The sequence below is a fragment of the bacterium genome, assembly GCA_020444325.1.
Lineage (GTDB): Bacteria > Bacteroidota > Ignavibacteria > SZUA-365 > SZUA-365 > BM516.
The window spans coordinates 134194-156425 of record JAHLLD010000012.1; the positions used below are offsets into that span (position 1 = coordinate 134194).

The 22232-nt window shown below is 54.1% G+C and carries 21 protein-coding genes; 5 read left to right on the forward strand and 16 right to left on the reverse strand.

The features are described 5' to 3' along the window. Positions 1–5 precede the first annotated feature (5 nt). From KQI65_14730 to KQI65_14740, 3 genes are read right to left on the reverse strand one after another with little or no spacing between them, the layout of a single operon-like run. On the reverse strand, positions 6–2606 hold the full coding sequence (locus tag KQI65_14730; protein ID MCB2205994.1) for a phosphotransferase: 2601 nt from the start codon (positions 2604–2606) through the stop codon (positions 6–8). A gap of 41 nt (positions 2607–2647) precedes the next feature. After that, complete coding sequence (locus tag KQI65_14735) at positions 2648–3085, reverse strand: ATP-binding protein (GenBank protein ID MCB2205995.1); 438 nt, start codon at positions 3083–3085, stop codon at positions 2648–2650. Positions 3086–3123: 38 nt separating this feature from the next. After that, entirely contained in the window at positions 3124–3459 is a 336-nt protein-coding gene (locus tag KQI65_14740) for an STAS domain-containing protein (GenBank protein ID MCB2205996.1), read from the reverse strand. Positions 3460–3773: 314 nt separating this feature from the next. Here KQI65_14740 and KQI65_14745 point away from each other — a divergent pair, with 314 nt between their 5' ends. Next, positions 3774–4331 carry a porin family protein gene (locus KQI65_14745; GenBank protein ID MCB2205997.1) on the forward strand — a complete coding sequence of 186 codons (558 nt, stop codon included), beginning with the start codon at positions 3774–3776 and terminating at the stop codon, positions 4329–4331. Positions 4332–4346: 15 nt separating this feature from the next. Here the strand turns inward: KQI65_14745 and KQI65_14750 are convergent, their stop codons facing one another. The 10 genes from KQI65_14750 to KQI65_14795 are packed head-to-tail and all read right to left on the reverse strand — an operon-like array spanning position 4347 to position 14867. Beyond that, positions 4347–5030 (reverse strand): hypothetical protein, encoded by a 684-nt coding sequence (locus KQI65_14750; protein ID MCB2205998.1) that lies wholly within the window; start codon positions 5028–5030, stop codon positions 4347–4349. Further along, positions 5027–6397, reverse strand: a complete 1371-nt coding sequence (locus KQI65_14755; protein MCB2205999.1) for a radical SAM protein — start codon at positions 6395–6397, stop codon at positions 5027–5029. The genes KQI65_14750 and KQI65_14755 overlap by 4 nt, the downstream gene beginning before the upstream one ends. Next, the gene (locus KQI65_14760) at positions 6397–7107 is read right to left on the reverse strand and encodes an ABC transporter ATP-binding protein (protein ID MCB2206000.1); all 711 of its coding nucleotides are present in this window, start codon (positions 7105–7107) and stop codon (positions 6397–6399) included. Before KQI65_14760 ends, KQI65_14755 begins: the two co-directional genes overlap by 1 nt. Beyond that, positions 7104–8162, reverse strand: a complete 1059-nt coding sequence (locus tag KQI65_14765) for an ABC transporter permease (GenBank protein MCB2206001.1) — start codon at positions 8160–8162, stop codon at positions 7104–7106. The genes KQI65_14760 and KQI65_14765 overlap by 4 nt, the downstream gene beginning before the upstream one ends. A 45-nt stretch (positions 8163–8207) precedes the next feature. Beyond that, a complete protein-coding gene (locus KQI65_14770) occupies positions 8208–9209 on the reverse strand; it encodes an NAD-dependent epimerase/dehydratase family protein (GenBank protein ID MCB2206002.1) in 1002 nt (333 codons plus the stop codon). Beyond that, complete coding sequence (locus tag KQI65_14775; protein ID MCB2206003.1) at positions 9210–11084, reverse strand: hypothetical protein; 1875 nt, start codon at positions 11082–11084, stop codon at positions 9210–9212. 4 nt (positions 11085–11088) lie between these two features. Next, positions 11089–12015 (reverse strand): class I SAM-dependent methyltransferase, encoded by a 927-nt coding sequence (locus tag KQI65_14780; protein ID MCB2206004.1) that lies wholly within the window; start codon positions 12013–12015, stop codon positions 11089–11091. Between the two features lie 28 nt (positions 12016–12043). Then, positions 12044–13564, reverse strand: coding sequence for a B12-binding domain-containing radical SAM protein (locus KQI65_14785; protein MCB2206005.1), 1521 nt, complete (start codon positions 13562–13564; stop codon positions 12044–12046). Further along, positions 13561–14586, reverse strand: coding sequence for an HAD-IIIC family phosphatase (locus KQI65_14790; protein ID MCB2206006.1), 1026 nt, complete (start codon positions 14584–14586; stop codon positions 13561–13563). The genes KQI65_14785 and KQI65_14790 overlap by 4 nt, the downstream gene beginning before the upstream one ends. Before the next feature lie 11 nt (positions 14587–14597). Next, entirely contained in the window at positions 14598–14867 is a 270-nt protein-coding gene (locus tag KQI65_14795; GenBank protein ID MCB2206007.1) for an acyl carrier protein, read from the reverse strand. A 370-nt stretch (positions 14868–15237) separates the two neighbouring features. Here KQI65_14795 and KQI65_14800 point away from each other — a divergent pair, with 370 nt between their 5' ends. The 4 genes from KQI65_14800 (at position 15238) to KQI65_14815 (ending at position 20127) form a co-directional block, all read left to right on the forward strand. Then, the gene (locus KQI65_14800; GenBank protein ID MCB2206008.1) at positions 15238–15495 is read left to right on the forward strand and encodes a DUF4386 domain-containing protein; all 258 of its coding nucleotides are present in this window, start codon (positions 15238–15240) and stop codon (positions 15493–15495) included. Between the two features lie 194 nt (positions 15496–15689). After that, entirely contained in the window at positions 15690–16580 is an 891-nt protein-coding gene (locus KQI65_14805; GenBank protein MCB2206009.1) for a hypothetical protein, read from the forward strand. A gap of 232 nt (positions 16581–16812) precedes the next feature. Then, positions 16813–18432 (forward strand): hypothetical protein, encoded by a 1620-nt coding sequence (locus tag KQI65_14810; GenBank protein ID MCB2206010.1) that lies wholly within the window; start codon positions 16813–16815, stop codon positions 18430–18432. A 33-nt stretch (positions 18433–18465) separates the two neighbouring features. Further along, positions 18466–20127 carry an FAD-dependent oxidoreductase gene (locus KQI65_14815; protein MCB2206011.1) on the forward strand — a complete coding sequence of 554 codons (1662 nt, stop codon included), beginning with the start codon at positions 18466–18468 and terminating at the stop codon, positions 20125–20127. A gap of 80 nt (positions 20128–20207) precedes the next feature. On the opposite strand, the gene KQI65_14820 is transcribed toward KQI65_14815, so the two are convergent. From KQI65_14820 to KQI65_14830, 3 genes are read right to left on the reverse strand one after another with little or no spacing between them, the layout of a single operon-like run. Beyond that, positions 20208–20780: a DNA-3-methyladenine glycosylase I gene (locus tag KQI65_14820; protein MCB2206012.1), complete on the reverse strand. Its 573-nt coding sequence runs from the start codon at positions 20778–20780 to the stop codon at positions 20208–20210. A gap of 40 nt (positions 20781–20820) precedes the next feature. Continuing rightward, on the reverse strand, positions 20821–21264 hold the full coding sequence (locus tag KQI65_14825) for an OsmC family protein (GenBank protein ID MCB2206013.1): 444 nt from the start codon (positions 21262–21264) through the stop codon (positions 20821–20823). An 18-nt stretch (positions 21265–21282) separates the two neighbouring features. Next, a complete protein-coding gene (locus KQI65_14830; protein ID MCB2206014.1) occupies positions 21283–21789 on the reverse strand; it encodes a hypothetical protein in 507 nt (168 codons plus the stop codon). Positions 21790–22232 lie beyond the last annotated feature (443 nt).

Consider the following 22232-nt stretch of genomic DNA (forward strand, 5'->3'; position numbering starts at 1 on the left):
ATCCCCTATCCTGATTTCCTGAGAATCTCCATTGCGATTTCTTCCTTCACCCGCCCGGATTGCAACAGCGACTCGACGGCGGAACGAAGGATCGCTGCCTTGCCGGTTGAGAAACGATTGATAAGTTCCGGTGTCAGTTCGGTCCAACGGAGTGTACACCAGGGTTTGTACGATTGCACACTTGTTTCACTCTCCGTATGCAGCAGAAAACCGTAGGCGTATATCCACGCATTATCGGTCTGCCTGGCATCGTAGAGATAATCCTGGTAAAGCAGCTTCGTGCTGCCCGCTGCGGCATCGGCGTCCAGCACCGCGTCCACATATCGCCGGAGCACCTCTTCGGTTTCCTCCCCGAAATTCACAAAGTCTTCCGGAAGATCATCCGCTTCTTCCCCTCGGTCACAGAGCAGGAGTTCGAGTCCACTTTCATGCGCGTTGACACGCGTGATGACCGGAAGGACGACAGGGTTCGGACCCCATCTCCCAAGTGCGCCACGGCCTGCAATGCCTGTTCGTCCTGAAGGATTGAGCGGTTTTCCATCCTCGCCTTTCATAATCTCTGTCATCCCATCCACCAGAAATGCTCCGGAAAAATCATCTTCGGGATCTGCCCATCCCGAGGCGCTGCTGCCGCGGCTGTGCGCGAGCACTTCCGGCTCGACGTTATACGGTGGATTATAATCCCGGCTTTCAAAACGCCAGTCTGCTTCGTCAATGGAAACACGCTGACGGGGAGGATAGGTCGATGGACGCTCTCCACGGATTTTCAACTGGAAATCGTCGGCCACGAGTTGGAAAAGCAATGATTCCGCCGAGGCGAGCGCATACCAGAGCTGTACCGGACCACATTCCCCACGATCGCGACTCCTGTCGAAACTGAGCGTGTGGATGGCGTATTTCAGCAGAGCGATGCGGTACATCAACCATTCGTCGCCATCACGCAGCGAGAAATACGTTTCTCGCACCGCGCGTACAGCGAGATACATGCGTTTGAAGCGGATATCCCATGCAATGAATCGGAGTGACGCTGGCATCTCGTTAATATCCGGAAGAATAGCAGTATCCAGCACACACTCCTCGAATCGTTGCAGTCGGATAAAATCTTCCTCCTGGAAGTCTTTCCCGATGACAAACTTGATATCGTTCTCGAGCTTCGCAAAGTCCAGTTCAAGGGGATGATTGTCCGCATGCGTCCAGTCGATCGCCCAGGTGTTCCCGATGTTGTCGCAGATCAGATTCGCAAGATTGAGATCACCGTGCGAGAGACAGACGACGGTTTCGAGACCGTCATCATTTTTTCGAACAAGGTCGAACATGCGCACAACCATGTCTGTGTCTATGGTGTCCGTTCCCTTGATGCGCTGCCGGTGAAGACTCTCGATATTGCCCTGAAGCCAGCGGGACTGCTTCCGGATGTGCAGCATGAACTGGCGGTAGGGTGCGACATGACGACGGCGACCGGTATTCCCGTACATGTTGTGCGCCAGGAGACTGAGTGTGCGGCGCAGGAGATTCAAGAAACGTTCGAGGCGTGCATCATCAGTGGCAGCTTCGAAGAGATCCTGCAGGGTGGAAGGACTTCCCTCCATAGTCGCAAGTTCCATGCCGATGCCTGTGAACTCACCGAAGGAGACGGGCGGACTAATGGTGGGCACGTGCTTGCCGAGCAAGTCTTTCACACGCTCATATCCTTTCAACTCTCGGCGGATGGAATGGAAGGAATCAATTTTCATGACCATCGGTTCCGTGAGTGCTTCCCCTTTCCAGCCGTTCGCCAGGAAGAGAAAACTTCCGCTGAATCCTCCCTTCAGCGGCTTGAGTTCGGTTCGGGTCCAATGCATGCAAATGGCTTCGACAATGCGGCGCTGATCATGGGAGAGCGCTTCCCGTATTTCCGTGGGACCGATGCTGCAGGCATGTCGCGCCTTGTGCGGAAGTTTCGAGGGATCGAGTCCGACCCACGCGAGCGCATCCGCAAGTTCGGGGATGACATCGACGAGAATGTCCGGGTAACGGTATCGCAGGGCTGTGAAATGTGCGTCCCTGTTCGCGCTTCCAACCAGATGCGGTGTGACGGCAACGTGACGGAAGCCAAAAACGTGACGAAGGATATGCGCTGTATTCAGCAACCTCTTTTCCGTGTGCACACCGACCAGCAGTATGCGCGTGTCCTTCCACTCCTGCTTACCCTGCTCCTCGATGCGCTGCCCGGTCAGTCCTTCAAAGGCCAGCGAAAACGCCTGCAACGGGAGCGCGAGACTACCGGTCTCGAGAACGGTAACAGTTGAGGAAAGGCTCTCAAGGGATGGAAGGAATGCGTAGCCTCTGCTGTCCTTTATCCCGTGATCGCCATATCGGAGAAGGATTTCCCTGTGCTCGGGTTCATCGGGATCCAGGCAGTCCCTGAGCAGGACAATCCCTGTCTGTCCGTCGCTCTCCTGCGCCAGACGCAGTACGGCAGGAAGCACCCCTTCCCCATGCTGCTCTCCGCCACCGAACAGGCGCTCATACTCATCGATACCGATGTTGAGAATATTATCCCTGAACTCTGTTTCGGGACTGCAGTAATCGTTGGTGAGATTGTCGGCGAGGATAAGTGCGTGCATGAACTGACTTCGGAGCGTACTTGAGATGCTTGTTGATGCGGCTACAGTTTTTTCAATACGGTGACGATATTCCGGCTGTCACTTCGCGTGTACGACACCGCATCCATCATCTGCCGAACGAGGTGGATACCGAGTCCGCCGACCTCCCGCTGCTCCAGTGGCAAATCAGTGTCGGGTACCTGGTACGTAAATGGGTCGAAGGGAATGCCGTCATCACGAAGTGTCGCAGTCAGCTGCCGGTTGCGCAACGCGACTTCGACGTCAATCTGATGCTCATCACTGTCGGTGTAAGCGTGACGAATGATGTTGTTGATCAGTTCATCGAGTACCACGCGCAGGTTGTCACGCAATGCCACAGGAATCCCGTGTGCGGCGGCGAAATCCGCAACAGCGGATTTAACCTCTTCTATCGATGGGAGGTTGTTGCGGATGGTGAGCGCGATGCGCGCTTCGTCGCTATGGTTTGCTGTGGAGTTCATCAGATGGGATACCCGCGATCGGATACGGGCCACACCGCTCAGGGAAATGCGCTGCGTGCTTCCTCTTCTGATGCAAACACTTTGAGTATGGTACTGAACCCGGAGATATCGAAGACGGATTTCGTCGTCTGGTTCAACGTGCAGACATGCAGGTCGCCGCCTTCCCTGCGGAGTTTCTTCGTACTTGCCAGCAGTATGCGGAGTCCGGCACTGCTCACGTAATCCACCTTCTCGAAACTCGCGACAACGTGTCGCGCCCCCTGGTCGAACGCGGAATTGAACTGTTCCTCCACCATGGGAGCAGTGTTGGAATCAAAACTCCCTATCAGATGCAGGGTAATGACTTCCCCGTTAATTATCCGCTCAATCTCCATTCTTTGCTCCTGAATACGTACACGGAATCAGCACCCGCACGATGCGGAACGCTGACACGATCACAGCCATCGGAGAAGTACAACTCCATCATGGGTATGCAGCTCACAGATGGCTGAATGAGACCGTAGACCTGAATGCCCCAATATAAGAAAAATCTTATCTCAAGTGCCCAGTCCCGCATGATATCCAAGCATACGAATACACTTCCGTATGAGATCTCTGCCGGTCGTGAATCACTTGACATTCAGAGTAGGATGTCTATTTTACCGCAACGCTTTTCCCCAGGAAATCCATAACTGCCCTCGGAGGTCTCATGAACACGTACATGCGTCTTGTCGCCATTGTGTTACTGTTCACAGTAATACATACCATGCACGCCCAGGAACGTTCTGCTGCGACGATGGAAGGTGCCACCATACTCAGTGGCACCGCATCGATAACGAGTCAGGGAAGCGAAAACTCGGACAACAGGTATACCGTACTGTCGCTCGTTCCAAGTCTGCACTATTTCGTTTCTGATGGTGTGGGCCTCGGCGGCGATGTCAGTCTCACTCATGCCTCGCAGGGTGATGCATCCGCAACACAGATTGGCATTGGCCCGAAAATCTCGTACTTCTTTGACAAGGGAAGCAATACCATCCCCTATCTAGGAGCTGGAGCCAGCTTCCTGTCACAGGCGGCGACGCGGAGCGAGACGGATACCGGATGGCGGATCAAACTCGGAGGTGGATTGCTGCTGCGGAAAGATCATCTCGGATTTGTCATTGAAGCGGGATTCTTGCTCGATTCCATTGACAGAGGTGAGTGGACAGGCACTGTCAGCTACAACACTATCTACATTGCCTTCGGATTTGCAGGGCTGTTTTTCTGATCACCTTGTGTCGCCTCACGGTATTGAGGCGAACATGACCTGCAGTCCGAGGACGCTCCCGAGCAGTACGAAGGCCGCACCGGTGATACGCTGAACGCGCATGAAATACCGGGACTTCAGTCGCCGGGTATACCGCGAGGCGATGCGCATGCACGCCTGGAGGTAGATAAAATTGCCGAGGGCAAAACCAGACGCAAAGAGCAGGCAGCTTATGCTGCTCCACTGCAGCAATCCCAGCGATTCTGCCTGTGATGTCAGCAACGCAAAACCCACGAGAAAGCACGGACTGACGATAGTCGCGGCTTTCACGGTGAATCCCAGTGAGAAGGGACCGAGTACCTTGCCGGTCCCTTCCTTTTTTATCGTGGCAGCCGCGGGGTCGGGCGCGGCGACAATATCCGGCCGACGTTGAAGCACAAGATATGTTCCGTACCCTATGAGCGCTGCAATCAGAAAAAGCTGCACCCCCATATATATACCCTGATGCATCTCCATGCTCCCCACGAAATACCTTGATGCCGCACCTGCGGCAAAGACTGCCAGCAGAGCATAGATCACATCCACGACGAGGACACCGAATGTGAAGGGTGCGGCCCTGGCGAAGCCACGAGTGATCGAGAGATTCAATCCGACCACAATGGTACCGCCAGGGACGAGGGCATACAGAAACCCTATCAGTATTCCTTCAAACAATATCACGTGACGCACTCGGTGACCTGTTGCGCCGGCTGCTGCTCCTGTCGCTTCTCCCTCATCCTCTTCAAACGCAGGTATTCCCTTCTGAACAGCCAGTTGCTGTACAGGAAGAAAACTGAGAGTCTTGGATCGGGGCAGAGTGAACGGCGCACAATACCCACAAGGCCGGAGAGACGTCCGAGCAGATCTATGAATCCTGCTTCGGCTTCGTCTGCTGTCATCTGCAACGGCTTGTACAGGCAAAGATTAAAGGAGGAATTGTACCCGATGTTATTCCTGAGAAAATCGTGCTCATCCTTGATCAGCAGCCGGTTCTCTGATTTGAGTCGGCTGTAGAGTGGCGTTCCCGGCAGCGGCACCAGGAGGTTGATCATGGGCAGTGCAATATTATGGCTGATCACGAGTTCGCTCAGCTGCGCTGCCGTATCCTTCGTGTCATGATCGAAACCATACATCAGAAATGCCGCTATTTTTATTCCCGCCCTGTGAATGTTCTGAATCCGCCGGCCATATGTTTCCACCGACTGCGCTTTGTTCACATTCTCGAGATTGGCCTGTGTGAAGGATTCGAGTCCGACGAACAAGGCCTTGCACCCCGCCTTCCGCATGATGCGCAGCGTTTCGGGATCATCTCCGATATCGATGGTCGCCTGCGCCCCCCAGGTGAAACGAAAGCCACGCGCAAGCATTCCTTCACACAATGCTCGAAGGTAGTTGTGGCGACTGTGAATGTTCGTGTCCATGAACGCAATGCGCCGCGTTTTCCCATGCAGGTATTCAAGTTCTGAAAACACATACCGTAACTTCCGCACCCGGCACACCCCTTTATATAATGCTGCAATGCAGCAGTAATCACAGCGGTAATTGCAACCGACACTGGTAAGCACCGGCGTGAACAGCAGCCGTTTCGCATTCAACGTTGTATAGTCGATCTGATAATTGAGATCAACACCGCAATGGTATTCCCGCTTCACCGTCCCCTGTATGAAATCATCCAGTATCTGACGCATCGCAGTGGGTCCGGGATTGCCATGTATGACGGCATCGCAGTGCGGCAACACGAAATCCGAGCTCATATGCGCCTGCATTCCGCCGAACATGACTTTTTTCCCTCTCCTGCGAAACTCATCGGCAATTTCTATACCACGGTAAATCTCGTATCCCATCGAAGAAATTCCGATCACCGAAGCATCGGTATCGAAATCAACATCATCGAAATACTCATTGCACAATTGCGCCTCCCAATCGGGAGGAACGATGGAATACAGTGCCTGTAGAACGAGAGACATCGTGTAGAGACTCTTCCCTTTCAGCAGCTTTCCGTACTTGTCGCGATAGGTGGGCTGTATGAAATACACTTTTCTGCGCATCACAATGCCTCGTTTTGTGTATGTGAAATACTGCCGTTCTCAAGGAGATGAATATGATCGGCATGCGTACGCAGGCGCAGATCATGACTTGCAACCAGCACGCATTTGTTCAGTTCGCGGGCGCAGGAGTGCAGAAGACTGATGATGTTCTCACCCTGATCCATATCCAGGCTCGCTGTCGGTTCGTCTGCTATGACAAGGTCCGCATCGACGGCGAGCGCTCGCGCTATCGCTACCCGCTGCTGTTCACCATGACTGAGTTCAGAGGGACGCTTCTGACCAAGATCGGCAATGTCGACACGCTCGAGTGCATCCATTGCGCGCCTGTGTGCTATCGATTTCTTCAATCCTGCGAAACGAAGCTGAAGGAGTACGTTGTCCATCGCCGTGAGTGCATCGATCAGCAGAAAGGTCTGGAAAACGAAACCGATGTGCCTGGCGCGAAGCACCTGAAGGTCCTTTGCACCGTAACCGGTCAGCGCCCTGCCGAACAGGTCCACAGTGCCGGTGGAAGGACGCACAAAGCCGGCAGCAATCGTAAGCAGCGTGGTCTTTCCGCTGCCGCTGGGACCAAGCATCAGCGAAAGTTCCCCCGGAAAAAACGTGAGCTCGACTCCATCGAGTGCTGTATACACGTTACCGTGTGACAGATAGTGCTTCGACACGCCGGAGAGACGCAGCACGGGAGTATGCTTGCTGTGCTGCTTCATGAAAAGACCTCAACGGGTGAGATGCGACGTACACGCATGCTGGCGAGCAGTCCGCTCGCCGTACTGAGCACGAAGACTGCACCCGTGATCAGCGCAACGTGATGGCATGTGACCACGGCAGCCAACTCAGGCGTCACCGACTCAATGATTGCGAGTATCGGGGAAAGCAGAAGTAATCCGACACCTTCCGCAAGACAGGCCAGAAGCAGCGACTGCGCGACAACACTGCGCCGAAGGTACCCTGAAGGAGCGCCGATAATTTTCATGACAGCAAAATCATTGCGCCGCTCCAGGATGTTTACCGAGAGGATCAGGCTGAGAATGATGGAAAGCACCACACCGCCGATCAGTGCGATGGCGAAGAACAGCGGGACAACCCCGGCTTCAACCTCCGCAATATTGTTTTCCAGGAATTGGGCATGGGCAAACATCGAAAGCCGCTCCGGCAATTTCCTGTTGATTGCATGCATGACCTCGGTGGTACTGCTACCCGGGACAAGCCGAACGATGAAAAAGCTGGCAAGATTCGGGAGTTCGAGAATGGACTGCTGATATGAAAGCGTGACGAAGGCGTACTGCGTGACAAAGGCGTTCGTCCCTGACGAAAGTCCCACCACCCTGAGCACGTCATCCCGAATCCTGATATGCTGACCGACACTGATATCATGTTTGCGCGCGAAGGCCTCGTCCAGCACGATTTCCCCGTCCTCTCGCAGTTCCCTCCCGGCGGAAATCTGCGGAGGTCCCCCCAGGGCGCCCGCGGTATAACCGGTGAGCAAAACCGTGGCCCGCTCATCCACGATTTCGATGTTCGTAAAGAGCATCAGCACAGGATCCGCAGACGCGACGCGCGCATCAGTAAGAATTTCAGAGCAAAACGATGCCGGCAGTACTGATGTACCGCGCATGATGTTGTTCGTATTCGCCTGGAGTATCCAGATATCCGCCGGGGTTTTGCGTACGTAGTCAACCGAACCGATCGCAACGCCATGATACACACCGAGGATGAAGAGAATGAGGACGATGCAGAGCGCCAGACCTGAAACCGTCAGCATCAGTCGAAAGGGATGTCGTACCAATGTGCGCCAGACATACATGCCTTACACCCCTTCAGTTTGTTCGTGCATGCACGAGAGAAGCACTTCTTCAAATTCGTTCCAGCGACATTCGTAATCAGTGGCCGCCAGCCGGTCTGCCGCGAACGTCATATCGAAGCCTGGACGCCAAACGGGGAATACCAGGTTTCGATGCGCCCGCTTCAGCAGCCAGTCGGAGAATGCCGGCATGCGCTCGATCAGCCTCGACGCATGACCAAGGAAGCGCTGACGAACGCGAAATCCCTGTCCCTTGCCGAGCGCGCGGAGATACGCACTGAAGGCGTCCTCGTACGTGATCGATTCCCCTGCCACAATGTTGTAGACGTCATCCTTCCTCTCCTGCAGATGCATGAGATGGACTGCGGCGTTCGCCACGTCATGGACATGCACAAAGTTGAATCGCCTGTTACGGAATCTGCCACCGAGCATCAGACTGGAAATCGAGGCCTGTCGAAGTTCATCTCCGAAATGCGTGTGCTCTCCCGGACCAAACACGGCCGTGGGCCGTATAACGACAGTTTCGAGCCCGGACGACGCACTGATTTCCATCGCTGCCTGCTCACCCCGCAATTTTGATCGCCCGTACCTTTCGACTGCGCGGGGCGCAACCTCTTCACCGACCTCTCCCCCGTTATGCGCAAGCAGTCCATAAACCGCCGTGCTGCTGCAGTACAGCGCCTTTTTCGCACCTGCTTCAGCAGCACAGCTCCACACATTGCGTGTCCCTTCGACATTGATGCGTGTCAGTTCCTCCTCGGACGCACGTGATGTTACTGCGGCAGCGAAATGATACACATGCTGCACCCCCTGGAAGACTGCAGACAGTGAGTGCCGGTCGCAGATATCGATTTCCACGATGTCACAGCTGTCCAAACTCTGCAGTGCTTTCCGTGAACCGTGCTTGCGCACACCAGCGCGCACTCGAACCCCGGCGTCGAGCAGCGTCCTGACCACATGACGTCCGATATACCCTGAAGCTCCAGTGACGAAAGCGACGTGCTGCATTTACTGAACACCTGCTCTGTATTTTCTTGCGATGAAATCACCGAGGACCAGAATTTCAATGTCCGTGTTGAGGAAGCAGCGAATGGCATCCTCAGGCGAGCAGACGATGGGTTCATGCTTTACATTGAAAGATGTGTTGAGGAGAACGGGCAATCCCGTCAGCTGCTCAAAGGCGTCGAGCAGATTCCAGAAGCGCGCGTTCGTCTCCCTTTTCACTGTCTGGACACGCGCGGTTCCATCGACATGTGTGACAGCCGGAATGACTGACCGCATGCTGTCATGCACGGGCACGACGAAAAGCATGTACGGCGATTCCTGTAGCCCCTTCATGTCAAAGTACCTCGCCGCCGCTTCCAGCTTCACTGCTGGGGCGAAGGGACGGAAACCCTCCCGGTGCTTTACCTTGGCGTTGATTCTGTCTTTCATGTCCACAGGTCTCGGGTCAGCGAGAATGCTGCGATTTCCCAGTGCACGGGGACCGAATTCCATCTTCCCCTGGAACCAGCCGACGACGTTGCCGGCAGCCAGTTCACGTGCCGTATCCGCGGCGATATTCTCTGAAACCATCCAGTGCAATTGCCCGACATACTTTTCCAATGCACGACGAAGCTCTGCATCCTCATATGAAGGTCCCATGTACACATGGTGCAAACGGCCTGAGGCGCCATGTGATGCAGCAGGTGTCCCAGCCGATGCGGCTTCCTGTTTCCAGGCATAGAGGGCGGCCCCGAGTGCGGCTCCTTCGTCTCCCGCCGCAGGCTGAATGAAAATGTCATCGAACATGCCAGAACGCGCGATTGCTCCATTCATCATGCTGTTGAGTGCGACGCCGCCTGCCATGCAGAGTTTCCGACACCGTGTCCGCCGCTGCGCCTGCTTGAGTGTGTGCAAGACGGCCCGTTCGAGCGCTTCCTGCAGCGCAGCAGCGATGTCGCAGTGACGCTCACTCAGCTTCTCATCCTTTGCCCGCGGTTCGCCAAGACCGGCACGCAGTCGCCTGTTGAGATCACGGTTCGCAAAGCCTTTGATTGCATAGGAACCATCATCCCTGAGCTGGATCAGTGATGCAAAGAAATCGCGATAACGTTCCGGACGCCCGTACCCCGCAAGCCCCATTACCTTGTACTCGTCCCCGAGCGACCTGAATCCGAGATACACAGTAATGATCAGGTACAGCGTCCCAAGCGACACCGGGAGGAGCATGCGTGATTCTTCTCGAATGGAACCATTGTGTCCCACCGCCAGCAGTGCGCTCTCCCGCTCACCGGTTCCGTCGATGGTGTATATGAGGGCATTGTTGAAGGCGGACGGGAAATAGGTACTCGCCGCATGCGCGAGATGATGATCGACCTGCACAAACCTGCGGGGTTCGCTGCCCGTCATGTTCTGAAACTGACGGAGCAGTACAGGCAGGTCCATCATTCCCGAAAAAACTCCATGGTACGCGTCCGCTATCATGTCGGCTTCATCATTCGTGACCCAGGGTGCAATGAGCGCATGCCGGTCTTCGATGGCCTTGCGATCGAAGCGGCAATAATGCGCGACAACATCGACATCATCCATCCCGATGCCCGCTTCCTGCAGGCAGAATTTTATAGCCCGCGCCGGAAGCAGGGTGTTCCCAACGAGGTTCAGCGAGTATTTCGCGCGTGTAAAGCGCTCCTCGGCCGCGCATGCAACAATTTCTCCATCCCTGATCAATGCAGCGGAAGCATCATGACCGAAAAAACCCAGCGGAAACATCTGAAACGGGACCTCACCCTCATGAAAATTGAGGATGGAGTCGAAAGTCTGCGCCGTTTTCGCGAAAGGATTGCGATACCCTGATGCAGTATGTGAATCACGGGTAAACCCGCTGTAGCCGAGTACGTACATGGCATTACGCTCCTTCCTGCCGGCGAAGCATCAGGAAATACCGCTCAGGTTTGAACAGGAGGTCCAACGCGATGCGCTGCTGATCCTCCGGCAGCAGGGTGTATCTCCTGTACAGTTCATCGGATTTGATATGCGACCTCACATCCTTCGGCATCCCGATCCATTCAAGAATCTGCAACTCCTCGTTGTGGAGAAGACGATGCAGATCCTTCATCGACACGCATCGCTCGTTGGGATTGAGGAACTGATCGGCGATCCATGTCGGATTTTCAAAAAACGAACGCAGAAGAGGGTCGCCGTTCCGCGAACCCAGGAGATCACGCGCCGCCATGTTGTCACCGACGGTGTGAATGAATTCGTGCGCGAGACCGACTCGATCCTCGACCGGCGCCGCGTCGAGGAACATGGCGAGGAGCGACATATTCAGTCCGTGATGATATCTCCCATACGTCCCGTACACCCAGATGAACATCCTTCCCTCTGTCCTGAGCGCACGCCTGAGCGTGTGCAGTGCTGCAGGCATATCAGCTGTATGATGCAGCGCACCAAAGCAGAGAACGATATCGAAAGGCTGCTCATCATCGAGTTCTTGCAGCATGTTCCACTGGTAGTACGTCAGATTCGCCAGGTTTTTCTCGCGTGCCGCTTGTCGGGCAGTCTCGATGGACGTGGTCGAAAGGTCGATTCCCGTGAACGAGACTTCCGGAAATTGTGCGGCAAGCGCGCGGGATGTATTCCCGGTTCCGCAACCGGCATCGAGGACACGGATCGGTCTCCCGACCCCACTCAACGATGCGATGATGCGCGAAAATTTTCGCAGGAATATGAGACTATCCTGCTCCATTGGACGTGTGCCAGGGAACTGAATATCTTCATAAAACCTTTTCACCATCTCGGTGACGGCTTCCCGCTCGCCAGTTGTGGAGGCCATGTGATTCGGCCTTCTATTTTTTCCTTTCTCAGACATAGAATTCCCTCTTCATTGAGAAGCGGTCAGCAATGACGAAATGCCGTTTGAGACGCTGTTTGACAAACGGATCTTCGAGATCCTCCCACCGTGTCTGCGACGAAACGACGTATGCCATGAACAGGCCGTCGATCTCCCGCTGCGAGAAGTACGGCGGCATGATATCCATCGCGCGCTGCACACGTTCCCTGGTGAAGGCGAACTCACGGATCGCTTTCTTTTTCAGTTCAAACATGCGATCGGCGGAGAATGCATAGGGTCCTTCACTCACCTGCACATAGTCGCGCTGGACGAAATTGTCGGCATCATCGAAGTAGCCCAGCTGCTGTGCGAGCGCATACAACTTGGTCCCCGGATAATAGACGACCTGGAAGAACGTCGCGCCACAGAGATCGGACTGTTTCGCATATTCGATAGTCCCAAGCGCCTCCTCCTCCGTTTCGGAAGGGAATCCGAGCATGAAGAATCCACGCGTCACGATACCAGCCTTTGTACACTGCTCAATGGTGCGGGCTGCGACATCCAGGTCGAGTTTTTTCCTGATGAGTTTCTGTATGCGTGGGGAAGCTGTTTCTATGGCGATGGCTGAGAACTTCGTCCCCGCCAGTGCCATCTTCTCGATAAGTTCCACGTCCATGCGATCCGCGCGGATTGCATTCGGAAATGCGAAGGTTAATTTCATGTCACTCTGAATTATCAGATCGCAGATTTTTTTCGCGCGGTCCATATCGAGATTGAAGATGTCATCGATCACCTGGAAATCCGTTACACCCAGATGATCGTGCAGCCAGCGAATTTCATTGAATACGTTTTCTGCGGAACGCGGACGAAAGGTTTTGCCGAGGATATTATGGCAATAGGCGCAGCGATACGGACATCCACGCGAGGTCATGATGTTTGCATGTGGTCGTGAGACCTTCGCGGAAAAGCTGAGATAGCGGTTCGAGAACTGATCGATATCGACGATGGAATAGTCCGGCAGTGGCAGCGTATCCAGATCCGCAATGAGAGGACGCGGAGTGGATCGCTGCAACACTCCGTCCCGCAGGTACGCGATACCAGCGACGTCATGATATGGTCTGCGATCCAGGAAACGTTCCGTGAGCTCGAGCATCGTATACTCGCCCTCACCGATAACCGCAACATCCACGAGACCGCTTTCGAGTACATCCATCGGATCGTCTGTGGCATAGGGACCACCGGCGACGAGAAAGCAATCCTCCCGCCATTCCTTCACGACCTGCGCGACAGTATCGACGCAGTCGCGGCTCAGGGTCAGCGAACGCACACCGACGATATCGGGCGACACCTGATCGAGCAGGTGCTGTGTGGCAATGCGGTCATCCTCCGGATGATGTGGCAGCGAAATCAGTGAATGCAATTCGATGTCCACTCGCTGACCCAGCTTTTGCTTGAGCACAGCCGAGAGATACATCAGTCCGATCGAGTGTTCAGCCGCCGGCCAGATTTCCTCAAGGCCGGAACGCAAAATATCTATGAACAGGATTTTCATACGAGCCTCACCCAGCTTGGTCTGGTCAGTTGATAATTGTCATCGAGTTTCAAGAGCAGGGTCCCATCCTCCCACCTGTCATACTGCCGATAACCGGACATCTGAAACATCGTCCGCATCATACGGTTGCGCTCTGTTTCCCTGAGCAGCGTGGTCATATAGGTGACACCGGAAGGCAGATGCCGTTCGAACAGCGCAAAGAGGAACGCTTTTTCAATCCCTCGTCCCATAACGCGGCAGGACATCGCGAAGAGCAACATGCGCCATTCCTTGGCGTGCTTCTCCATCACGGTAATGCCGATAATCCCGCAGGATCCGAAGCGATCATGCAGCTCAGCGATATACAGTTCGCGTTCATCCCTCCCATTCGTAAGCACATCCAACAGTTCCTCCTCACCCAGCATCAGTCCGCTGCTGTTCATTTGATGCGTACGAGACATCATTTCGCGAATGCGCGGAATATCCTTTGTGACGGCCGTGCGAACCGACAGCTGCATATCGCAGGATTGCAGGAATTCCTCCCTGCTGGAGAATGCCGGTTCCGCCTCTTTTCTTTCCTGTTCCTCCCGGTACAACCGCGCACGCTGCGTTGTCACATCAGATATCAGCGTTGTATCGAATCCCGGCAATCCCGGCAACTGTTCGGCACTCTCAGCCGGGAAGACCCGCACCTCCGGCAGCATAAATTCGACCTGTTCACGTTCAAAAGGATCATCATCGATGAACGCCATGGCATCGAGCGGGATGTTGAGCGTCGATGCGATATCCTGAATGTTCGCACTCTTCGGCAGCCAGTTGATTTTCGGCACGACGAAGTAATCCAGCATGCGCTGCTGCTTCAGCACCCCGAGCGCCACTTCCGCCTCGCCCCTGCTTGCCACGGAATGCAGTATTCCGCGGCTGTGAAGCGTTTCAATCGCGTGAAGAGTTTCCTGACGCGGAACGACATGCCCCTCGAGACAGATGCCATCCCAGACAGTATTGTCAAGATCCCACACGATACATTTACAGAGCGAAGTCACAGCATCCTCCATCACTTTGCCGCGACGGGTTGACGAACCCGTTCGTGTATGTAATTCTCAATAGAGGCCAGCGTCGAAAACTGCTCCGGTATCAGATCCTCATCCGGAATGACGATATCGAAAGTATCTTCGATGTATCCGATGAAGTGAAGAAGTCCGGCGGAGTCGATGGTCCCTGTTTCAAAGAGGTTATCGTGTTTCCCGATGGTTATCCCCGAGTTCCGGGGGAGACAGTGTTCGCGGATAAATGCATCGAGGGTCTGTTCAATATTCGGCGCCATCATTTTTCCTCGCGATTTGATTGGATCTCTTGGACAATTCGCTGAAGTGCAGCCACACGACGTATGCACAACACATGCGCGCAGACATCACAATGGTCTTGCCCTATAAAGGCCTGTTTATCTTGTGTTTTGGTTTGTCAGAGTATACACTCAACGAAACCGAGAGTCAACAGGACTGAGAGCACACATTCGTTTCATGGAATATCGTCTCATCTGCCTGTGCGTATGTCACAGGTATGTCATGATTGTGTAAAAGGAATCCCTGTCTCGTTTCCCCTCGGATTCACGTCCAAAAAACACCATTCATCGCAACAGTTCATACCGTCCTCCGTAAATCTCCTGTATGCTGAAACGTTCACAGGAGATGGCATTGCACACAACCACAAATCCCCCGCGGGTCTATGCAAGAATCGCAGGAATCACCTACCTGTTGGTAATTATCCTTGGGGTGGTAAGCGCCGGTGTTATTGATGCTGGTCTCATCGTATCGGGGGATGATGCAGCATCGGTCACGAACATCATGCAGAACGAATCGCTGTTTCGCATGAGTACTCTTGTTTCCATCATATTGTATGCTGCTGTCCTGGTACTGTCCTGGTGGAGGACGTATATACCCACCGCTCCCTGACCGGGCCTCTCGCAATGAAGTGATTGACACCCGGAGGGTCATTCAGGTTCTCTCAGTGAACCTGCGCGGCGATACTAGTCGTGAGTTGCGGCGTTGCTCCGGACATCCTGTCATTGTTTTGTGATAAAATCATGACAAGTCAAGTCATGACTTGCCGTATCGTGGGAATGAATTCACAAACCCCGGAGGTACTCATGATACGGCTGCAAAAACAATTGAAGCTGGCAACGCGATACTGCATCCTCATACTCTTCCTTCTTGTGAGCCACGCGCAGGCGCAGGAAAACGCAGCCGCAGATTCATCAACGACACTGATCTATATCGAAACGATCAGCGGCGGGACGATCCTCGGCACGTTCGTTGCGGAGGACAGCAGTTCCATACGTGTACACGATGCATCACTCGGTACAATCACGATTGAGCGGTCGCAGATTGAGGCGATTGAGTATCGCGATGCCTCACGAATCAAGGATGGTGAATACTGGTACGACAATCCTTCATCAACACGATACGTGCTCGGTCCGAACGCGCTCCCGGTTGGAAACGGTGAGGGGTATTACCAGAACACCTACCTGTTCATCAACACGTTCAATGTCGGTGTCGGGGATTATTTCTCTGTGGGTGGCGGATTCGAGATTCTCTCATTGTCCAGCGGGAATCCGGTTTTCTTCTTCATTCCCAAAGTCGGTATTCCGGTCAGCGATGGTATGGCCGTAGGAGCCGGTGTGGCCATCGCCGCCGTTCCATCAGAGGATGTCTCGGCTGGAATCGGCTATGGATTGTTCACGATTGGGGATAGAGATGACAATATGACGCTGGGCATAGGTTACGGATACAGCGGGGACGAGGTGATGGATCAGCCAATCATCACATTGAGCGGCATGCTGCGCACGTCACGTTCTTTCGCTCTTGTTACGGAGAACTGGATCGTTCCAGACGAATCGGGAAGCTATGTCATGCTCTCATATGGAATTCGCTTCCTCTCGGAAGGCATCGCGGTTGACCTGGGTTTTCTCAACAATGGCGATATCGCAGAGGCGTTTGCACTGGGCATTCCCTACGCAACTTTTATGGTCCGTTTCTGAGCCTGCGATTCCCATGTCAGTTCGGGACGTACATTGTATTTGATATCACGCTCATGGTGACAGCATGGATGGCGTTGACATCGTACACCATTTGTGATACATTATATCTCAGTTCCATCGATTAATACAGAATGATGCAGTCTGCACCTAACGAGGTCCCGGCAGGTTATCCGCTGTTTTCCATGTCAGCGGACGGGAGCATAGGTTCGACGCGCAACAGCAGAGGAGTCGCATGTATACATGGATTCTGAACGCACAGCAGAAGTTCGCGAGCGATGCCAGTGATACCGAAGATGTGAGGTTGAAAAAGCTCGCCATCTTCCTTGTTGCGGGATCATGTTGCATTGCGGGCGTTGCATGGACAGGGATGTACTACTTCGCTTTTGGCGCAGGTATCACGGCAGCACTCCCAGCGATCTTCGTGCTTGTTGTGGGTGGAGCAATGGTGGTTTCTCACGTTACGAAGAATCATCATTACACAGTTTACACGCAGATCATCTGCATCATGTACATCACACTGCTTATCTCATGGAGCATCGGCGGGGTACTCGATTCAGGTGTCGTCATCATCTGGGCGCTGCTGGGTCCGATTTGCGCACTGATGTTCCTGTCAAACCGGCAGGCCCTCGTATGGTTCCTCCTCTACCTGCTCAGTCTCGTCGTATTTATAACGTTTGACGAGTATTTCGCAATGCACGGGCAGTCAGTGACACATGGGACGAGGATACTTTTCCTCCTCATGAATGTCGGTGTTTCATCGGTGGTTCTCTTCTCCTTCGCCGCGTACTATGTGAACAAGGCTATTCGTGAGCAGGCTATCGCACACGACCTGCTGCATGCGAACCTGCAGCAGGAAATTATTCTTCGCGAGAATGAGAGACTTGCAACGCTGGGAAAACTCAGCGCGGGCGTGGCGCATGAGCTGAACAATCCTGCCTCGGCCGCGCAGCGTGGTGCGGAGCAACTCACTACGATCGTAGAAAAACTCGAAAATGTCGAGTACCGTCTCGGTGCGGCGGAGCTCAGTGACTGGCAGCTCGAAAAAATCGTACCTCATCTGGAACGTCTGAAAGAGCGGGCAATGCAGCCACTCAACCTCGATCCGCTCGAGCGCAGTGATCAGGAGGATGAAATTGAACGCTGGCTCGAAAAGAAAGGCATCAAGGATGCCTGGGAACTTGCCCCGATTCTCGTTCAGGCCTCCTGCAATTGTGATCACCTTACTGAACTCGCGAAACATTTCAGTGATGAGCATTTCGGCATCGTGGTGGCAATGCTGAGCCATCGCTTTGCCGCAAGAAGTGTCCTGGCTGAGATCAGGTACGGAGCCAATAGAATCTCTGAGCTTGTTCATGCACTGAAGTCGTATTCGTACCTCGATCAGGCACCGAAGAAATCCGTAGATGTCCATGAAGGATTGAACAGCACCCTGGTCATGATGCAGAGCAGTCTCAAGCGCGGTATCACCGTCCGACGCGCGTATGAGGAAAATCTCCCGACAATTGAGGCCTACGGTGGCGAACTCAACCAGGTTTGGACAAATCTGATCGACAATGCCATCAGCGCAATGAACGGCGAAGGGATACTCACGATCCGCACATCACACGATGATGTCGACCTCATCGTAGAAATAATGGACTCGGGTCCGGGCATCCCGGAGGACATTCGGCATAGAATTTTTGATCCTTTTTTTACAACCAAGGCACCGGGCGAAGGAACCGGGCTGGGACTCAACATCAGCTACACAATCATCACGCAGAAACATCATGGCTCTTTGAGCGTGCGATCGAAGCCAGGTGAAACCTGCTTCGAGATCCGCCTCCCTCTGCATGCCGAACTGGCATCAGTCTGACGCACTGCGACAACACTCTGGAGACACAATCCTATGGGCAAGCCGGTCATTCTCACTGTAGATGACGAGATTCAAGTCACAAACGCCATCGAACGTGACCTGAGAAATCACCACTATCGCGACTTCCGCATTCTAAAAGCGAATTCGGGTGCGGTGGCATTGGAGACGCTGAAAAAACTCAAGCAGCGCAATGATCAGGTTGCACTCCTGCTCGTCGATCAGAGAATGCCCGAGATGGAAGGCACTGCATTTCTCGCAGAGGCAATGAAGATATATCCTGAAGCAAAAAAGGTTCTCCTCACAGCGTACGCGGATACGGAGGCTGCGATCGTAGCCATAAACGCCATCGGACTCGATCACTATCTCATGAAACCCTGGAGTCCGCCGGAACAGAGCCTCTTTCCTGTTCTCGACGACCTGCTGGACGACTGGCGTGCAACAGCACAAATCCCCTATGAAGGCATCCGTGTTGCAGGTACGCTCTGGTCATCCAGCTCTCATGTCGTCAAGGATTTCCTCGCACGCAGTCAGATTCCATACCAGTGGCTTGATATCGAACTAAATGCCGAGGCACGCGCGCTGGTGGAAGCGACGAATCCGGCTGATCACAGGCTCCCTCTCGTTTTCTTCCCCGATGGCAGCACACTCGTTAATCCCAGTATCACCACCCTCGCGGAGAAGACAGGGCAGCGCACACGTGCATCGCAGCCGTTTTACGACCTGATCATTATCGGTGCGGGACCCGCCGGACTCGCCTCGGCGGTATACGGTGCATCCGAGGGACTGCGCACACTGCTGGTAGACAAGGAAAGCACGGGTGGACAGGCGGGTACAAGCTCGCTTATCGAGAACTACCTCGGCTTTCCGAAAGGCGTTGCAGGTGCGGACCTCGCCCGGCGTGCCACCGCGCAGGCGACACGCCTCGGCGCGGAGATCCTGACAGCAACCGAAGTACGCGGTGTGCATACAGAAGGTCCATATCGCTATGTGACCCTCGCAGACGGCAACATCCTGAGCTGTCATGCTCTTGTCATCGCAACTGGTGCGTCGTTGCGTGAGCTCGAGGTGCCTGGTGTCTCGAAGCTCAACGGTGCAGGCATCTATTACGGTGCGGCACTGACCGAAGCTGCGCATTACAAGGGCAAGCATGTCATCGTGGTCGGCGGAGCCAATTCGGCCGGACAGGGCGCGATGTTTTTCTCACGGTATGCTTCAAAGGTCACCGTCCTGGTCCGCGGCGATGCCCTCAAGAAAGGGATGTCCCAGTATCTCGTAGACCAGATCGACAGCACGGACAATATCGAAGTGCGCGTCCACCGCATCGTGCGTGAAGTACGGGGTGATGACCGGCTTGAGGAAGTCGTGATCGATAACACGGAGACAGGTCAGAGCGAGGTCCTCCCTGCTTCCGCGATGTTCATATTCATCGGAGCAAAACCACATTCCGGCCTGGTAGCAGATCTGGTTCAACTGGACAATCAGGGTTTCATTCTTACCGGACCGGATCTCGCCGCCAGCAATGGCAAGCCGCACCAGTGGCCGCTCAAGCGCGATCCCTACCTGCTCGAGACAAGTGTCCCCGGTATTTTTGCCGTCGGTGACATCCGACAGGGAGCAATTCGACGTGTTGCATCCGCCGTCGGACAGGGATCATCCGTCGTCAGCTTTGTCCATGAGTATCTGAAAACTGTATAGGGATGTCGTGGGATCGCCTCAACGTGGTGAGACATCCATCGCCAAACATCTCGAATCTGTCGGATTGGATTGGGGACAGTCTAGCCGAGTTTTTGCACTTCCCGGTAGCGGAAGCATTCGGTGGTGTGATCGTTCACCATGCCGACGGCCTGCATAAAGGCATAGCAGATGGTCGATCCGACAAAATTGAAGCCGTGTTTCTTGAGGGCCTTGCTCATCTGGTCGGACAATATCGTACTCGCGGGCAGGTCGGATATGGACGCCCAGGCGTTTTGAATGGGAGTACCATCAACGAAGCTCCAGAGATAGCTGTCCAGCGAAGCGTATTCTTCCTGGATCCGGAGCACTGCACGGGCATTCCGTATCGTAGAGTCAATCTTCATGCGGTTGCGAACGATACCAGCATCTGCGAGCAGCCGCTCCTTATCCACATCCGTGTACCCGGCGATGCATTCGACGGAGAAATTGTCAAACGCTTTGCGATAGTTCTCGCGTTTCTTGAGGATGGTACTCCAGCTGAGTCCGGCCTGCGCCCCTTCGAGAGTGAGCAATTCAAATAGCACGCGATCGTCGTGAACGGGGACGCCCCATTCTTCGTCGTGATAGGCGACGTACAGGGGGTCGGTTCCGCACCATTCGCAGCGATGTATCATGATTTTTTCCCGTGTCAATGAACAACATGCGTGATTCTCTTTAGACCAACTCCGTGACGAGGGAATATGATGTCTCAATAACCGTGTTCCCCTTTATCATCTGCCAGACGGGACAGTACATTTCCTCGGTCAGTTGAAGCGCTTTGGTAATATCCTCGTCCGTCGCGTCATGCGATGTCAGGACAAATTCGAGACTGATCTGATCGAGCCTGACCGGGGGCTCCTGCGTGCGCCTGCCACGAGCATTCACCTTTAAATCTCCGACATTCTTTCCCATGCGGCGCAGGATGAAGGCCATGGATGTGCCACTGCAGCCCGCGAGGCTCATGAGCACGAGTTCGAGTCCATTATACCCATCTCCATCCCCGATCGGCGGATAATAATCGAATTCGATCGGACGTCCGGGATTTGCTTTCGATGAGCCGATGAACTGTACTTTGTCATTTGTCAGAACGGCGGATACTTCTTCAAACTGTTCGGCCATGGAATTCTCCTGTCGGTGCTAGAAGATATTGATGCTCAGTCCAACATCGATATTCGGCCAGATCTGGGTGTACCGGATCCCGCCGCCACTATCGTATTTCGCCTCCAGGACGACTCCTCCCCTATAGTAGAACTGCACCCCGCCTTCATTCGTGATGTGTGAGCCAACGGCCGCGGAGAGAAACCACTGCTCAACGTGTGAGTTATTTGTGGATTCAATGAAATACGCGTTGCTGAACGCAATGCCGGCCATCAGGTTGCTACCACCGCCCTTGTGCCAGTTGAGTCCGGCTGTAGCTCGGAAGTTCCAATCATCAACGACATTCGACAGCGGCCAGCCATAGGAGGCTTCTACCGAGAAGTGATCACACAGGTATACCATCGTACCGACATGGGCACCCCGCGCAATAGCATCGATGCCTGCTTTTATGTTGCAGAAATACCGGGCTGGAACAGTCTCCCCATCGTTACCAGGCTGCACAACACGGGAAGTCCGCGGCTCGTCATGTGTAAAAGCCTCTGACATACTCTGAGAAAATCCTGTAGGACTATCCAGAAGAAATACCAGTACGGGGAACAGAGACAGCAAGACCCGGTTCGAACGATCCCGTAAGCTAGAAATCGCTCCCTTGCGATTCAGGCATGGATGGTTATGGTACACGGACCCTCCCATAGTTCAGGTTTCACGATGCTGCCGTTCGAAACACAATAATACGACGATAGCGGAGAAGAAAGCCATAATATCGTGCATCTGGTTTCAAAAAACATCAAAAAACATCCAACATGCAGTGAAAACCGGTGTCTTCAGGCGGATCAGGAGGATTAGTATCAACGAGAACAGCCCGAAACCAAGCATTTCGGGCTGTCTGATAATGGGTGCGGAGAGACTGGGATGATCCGCTGGAGTATTACCATGTCTTTAATTATAAGGCTGTTGTGCGCCATTCAAGGTCTCATACATCCAGAGAG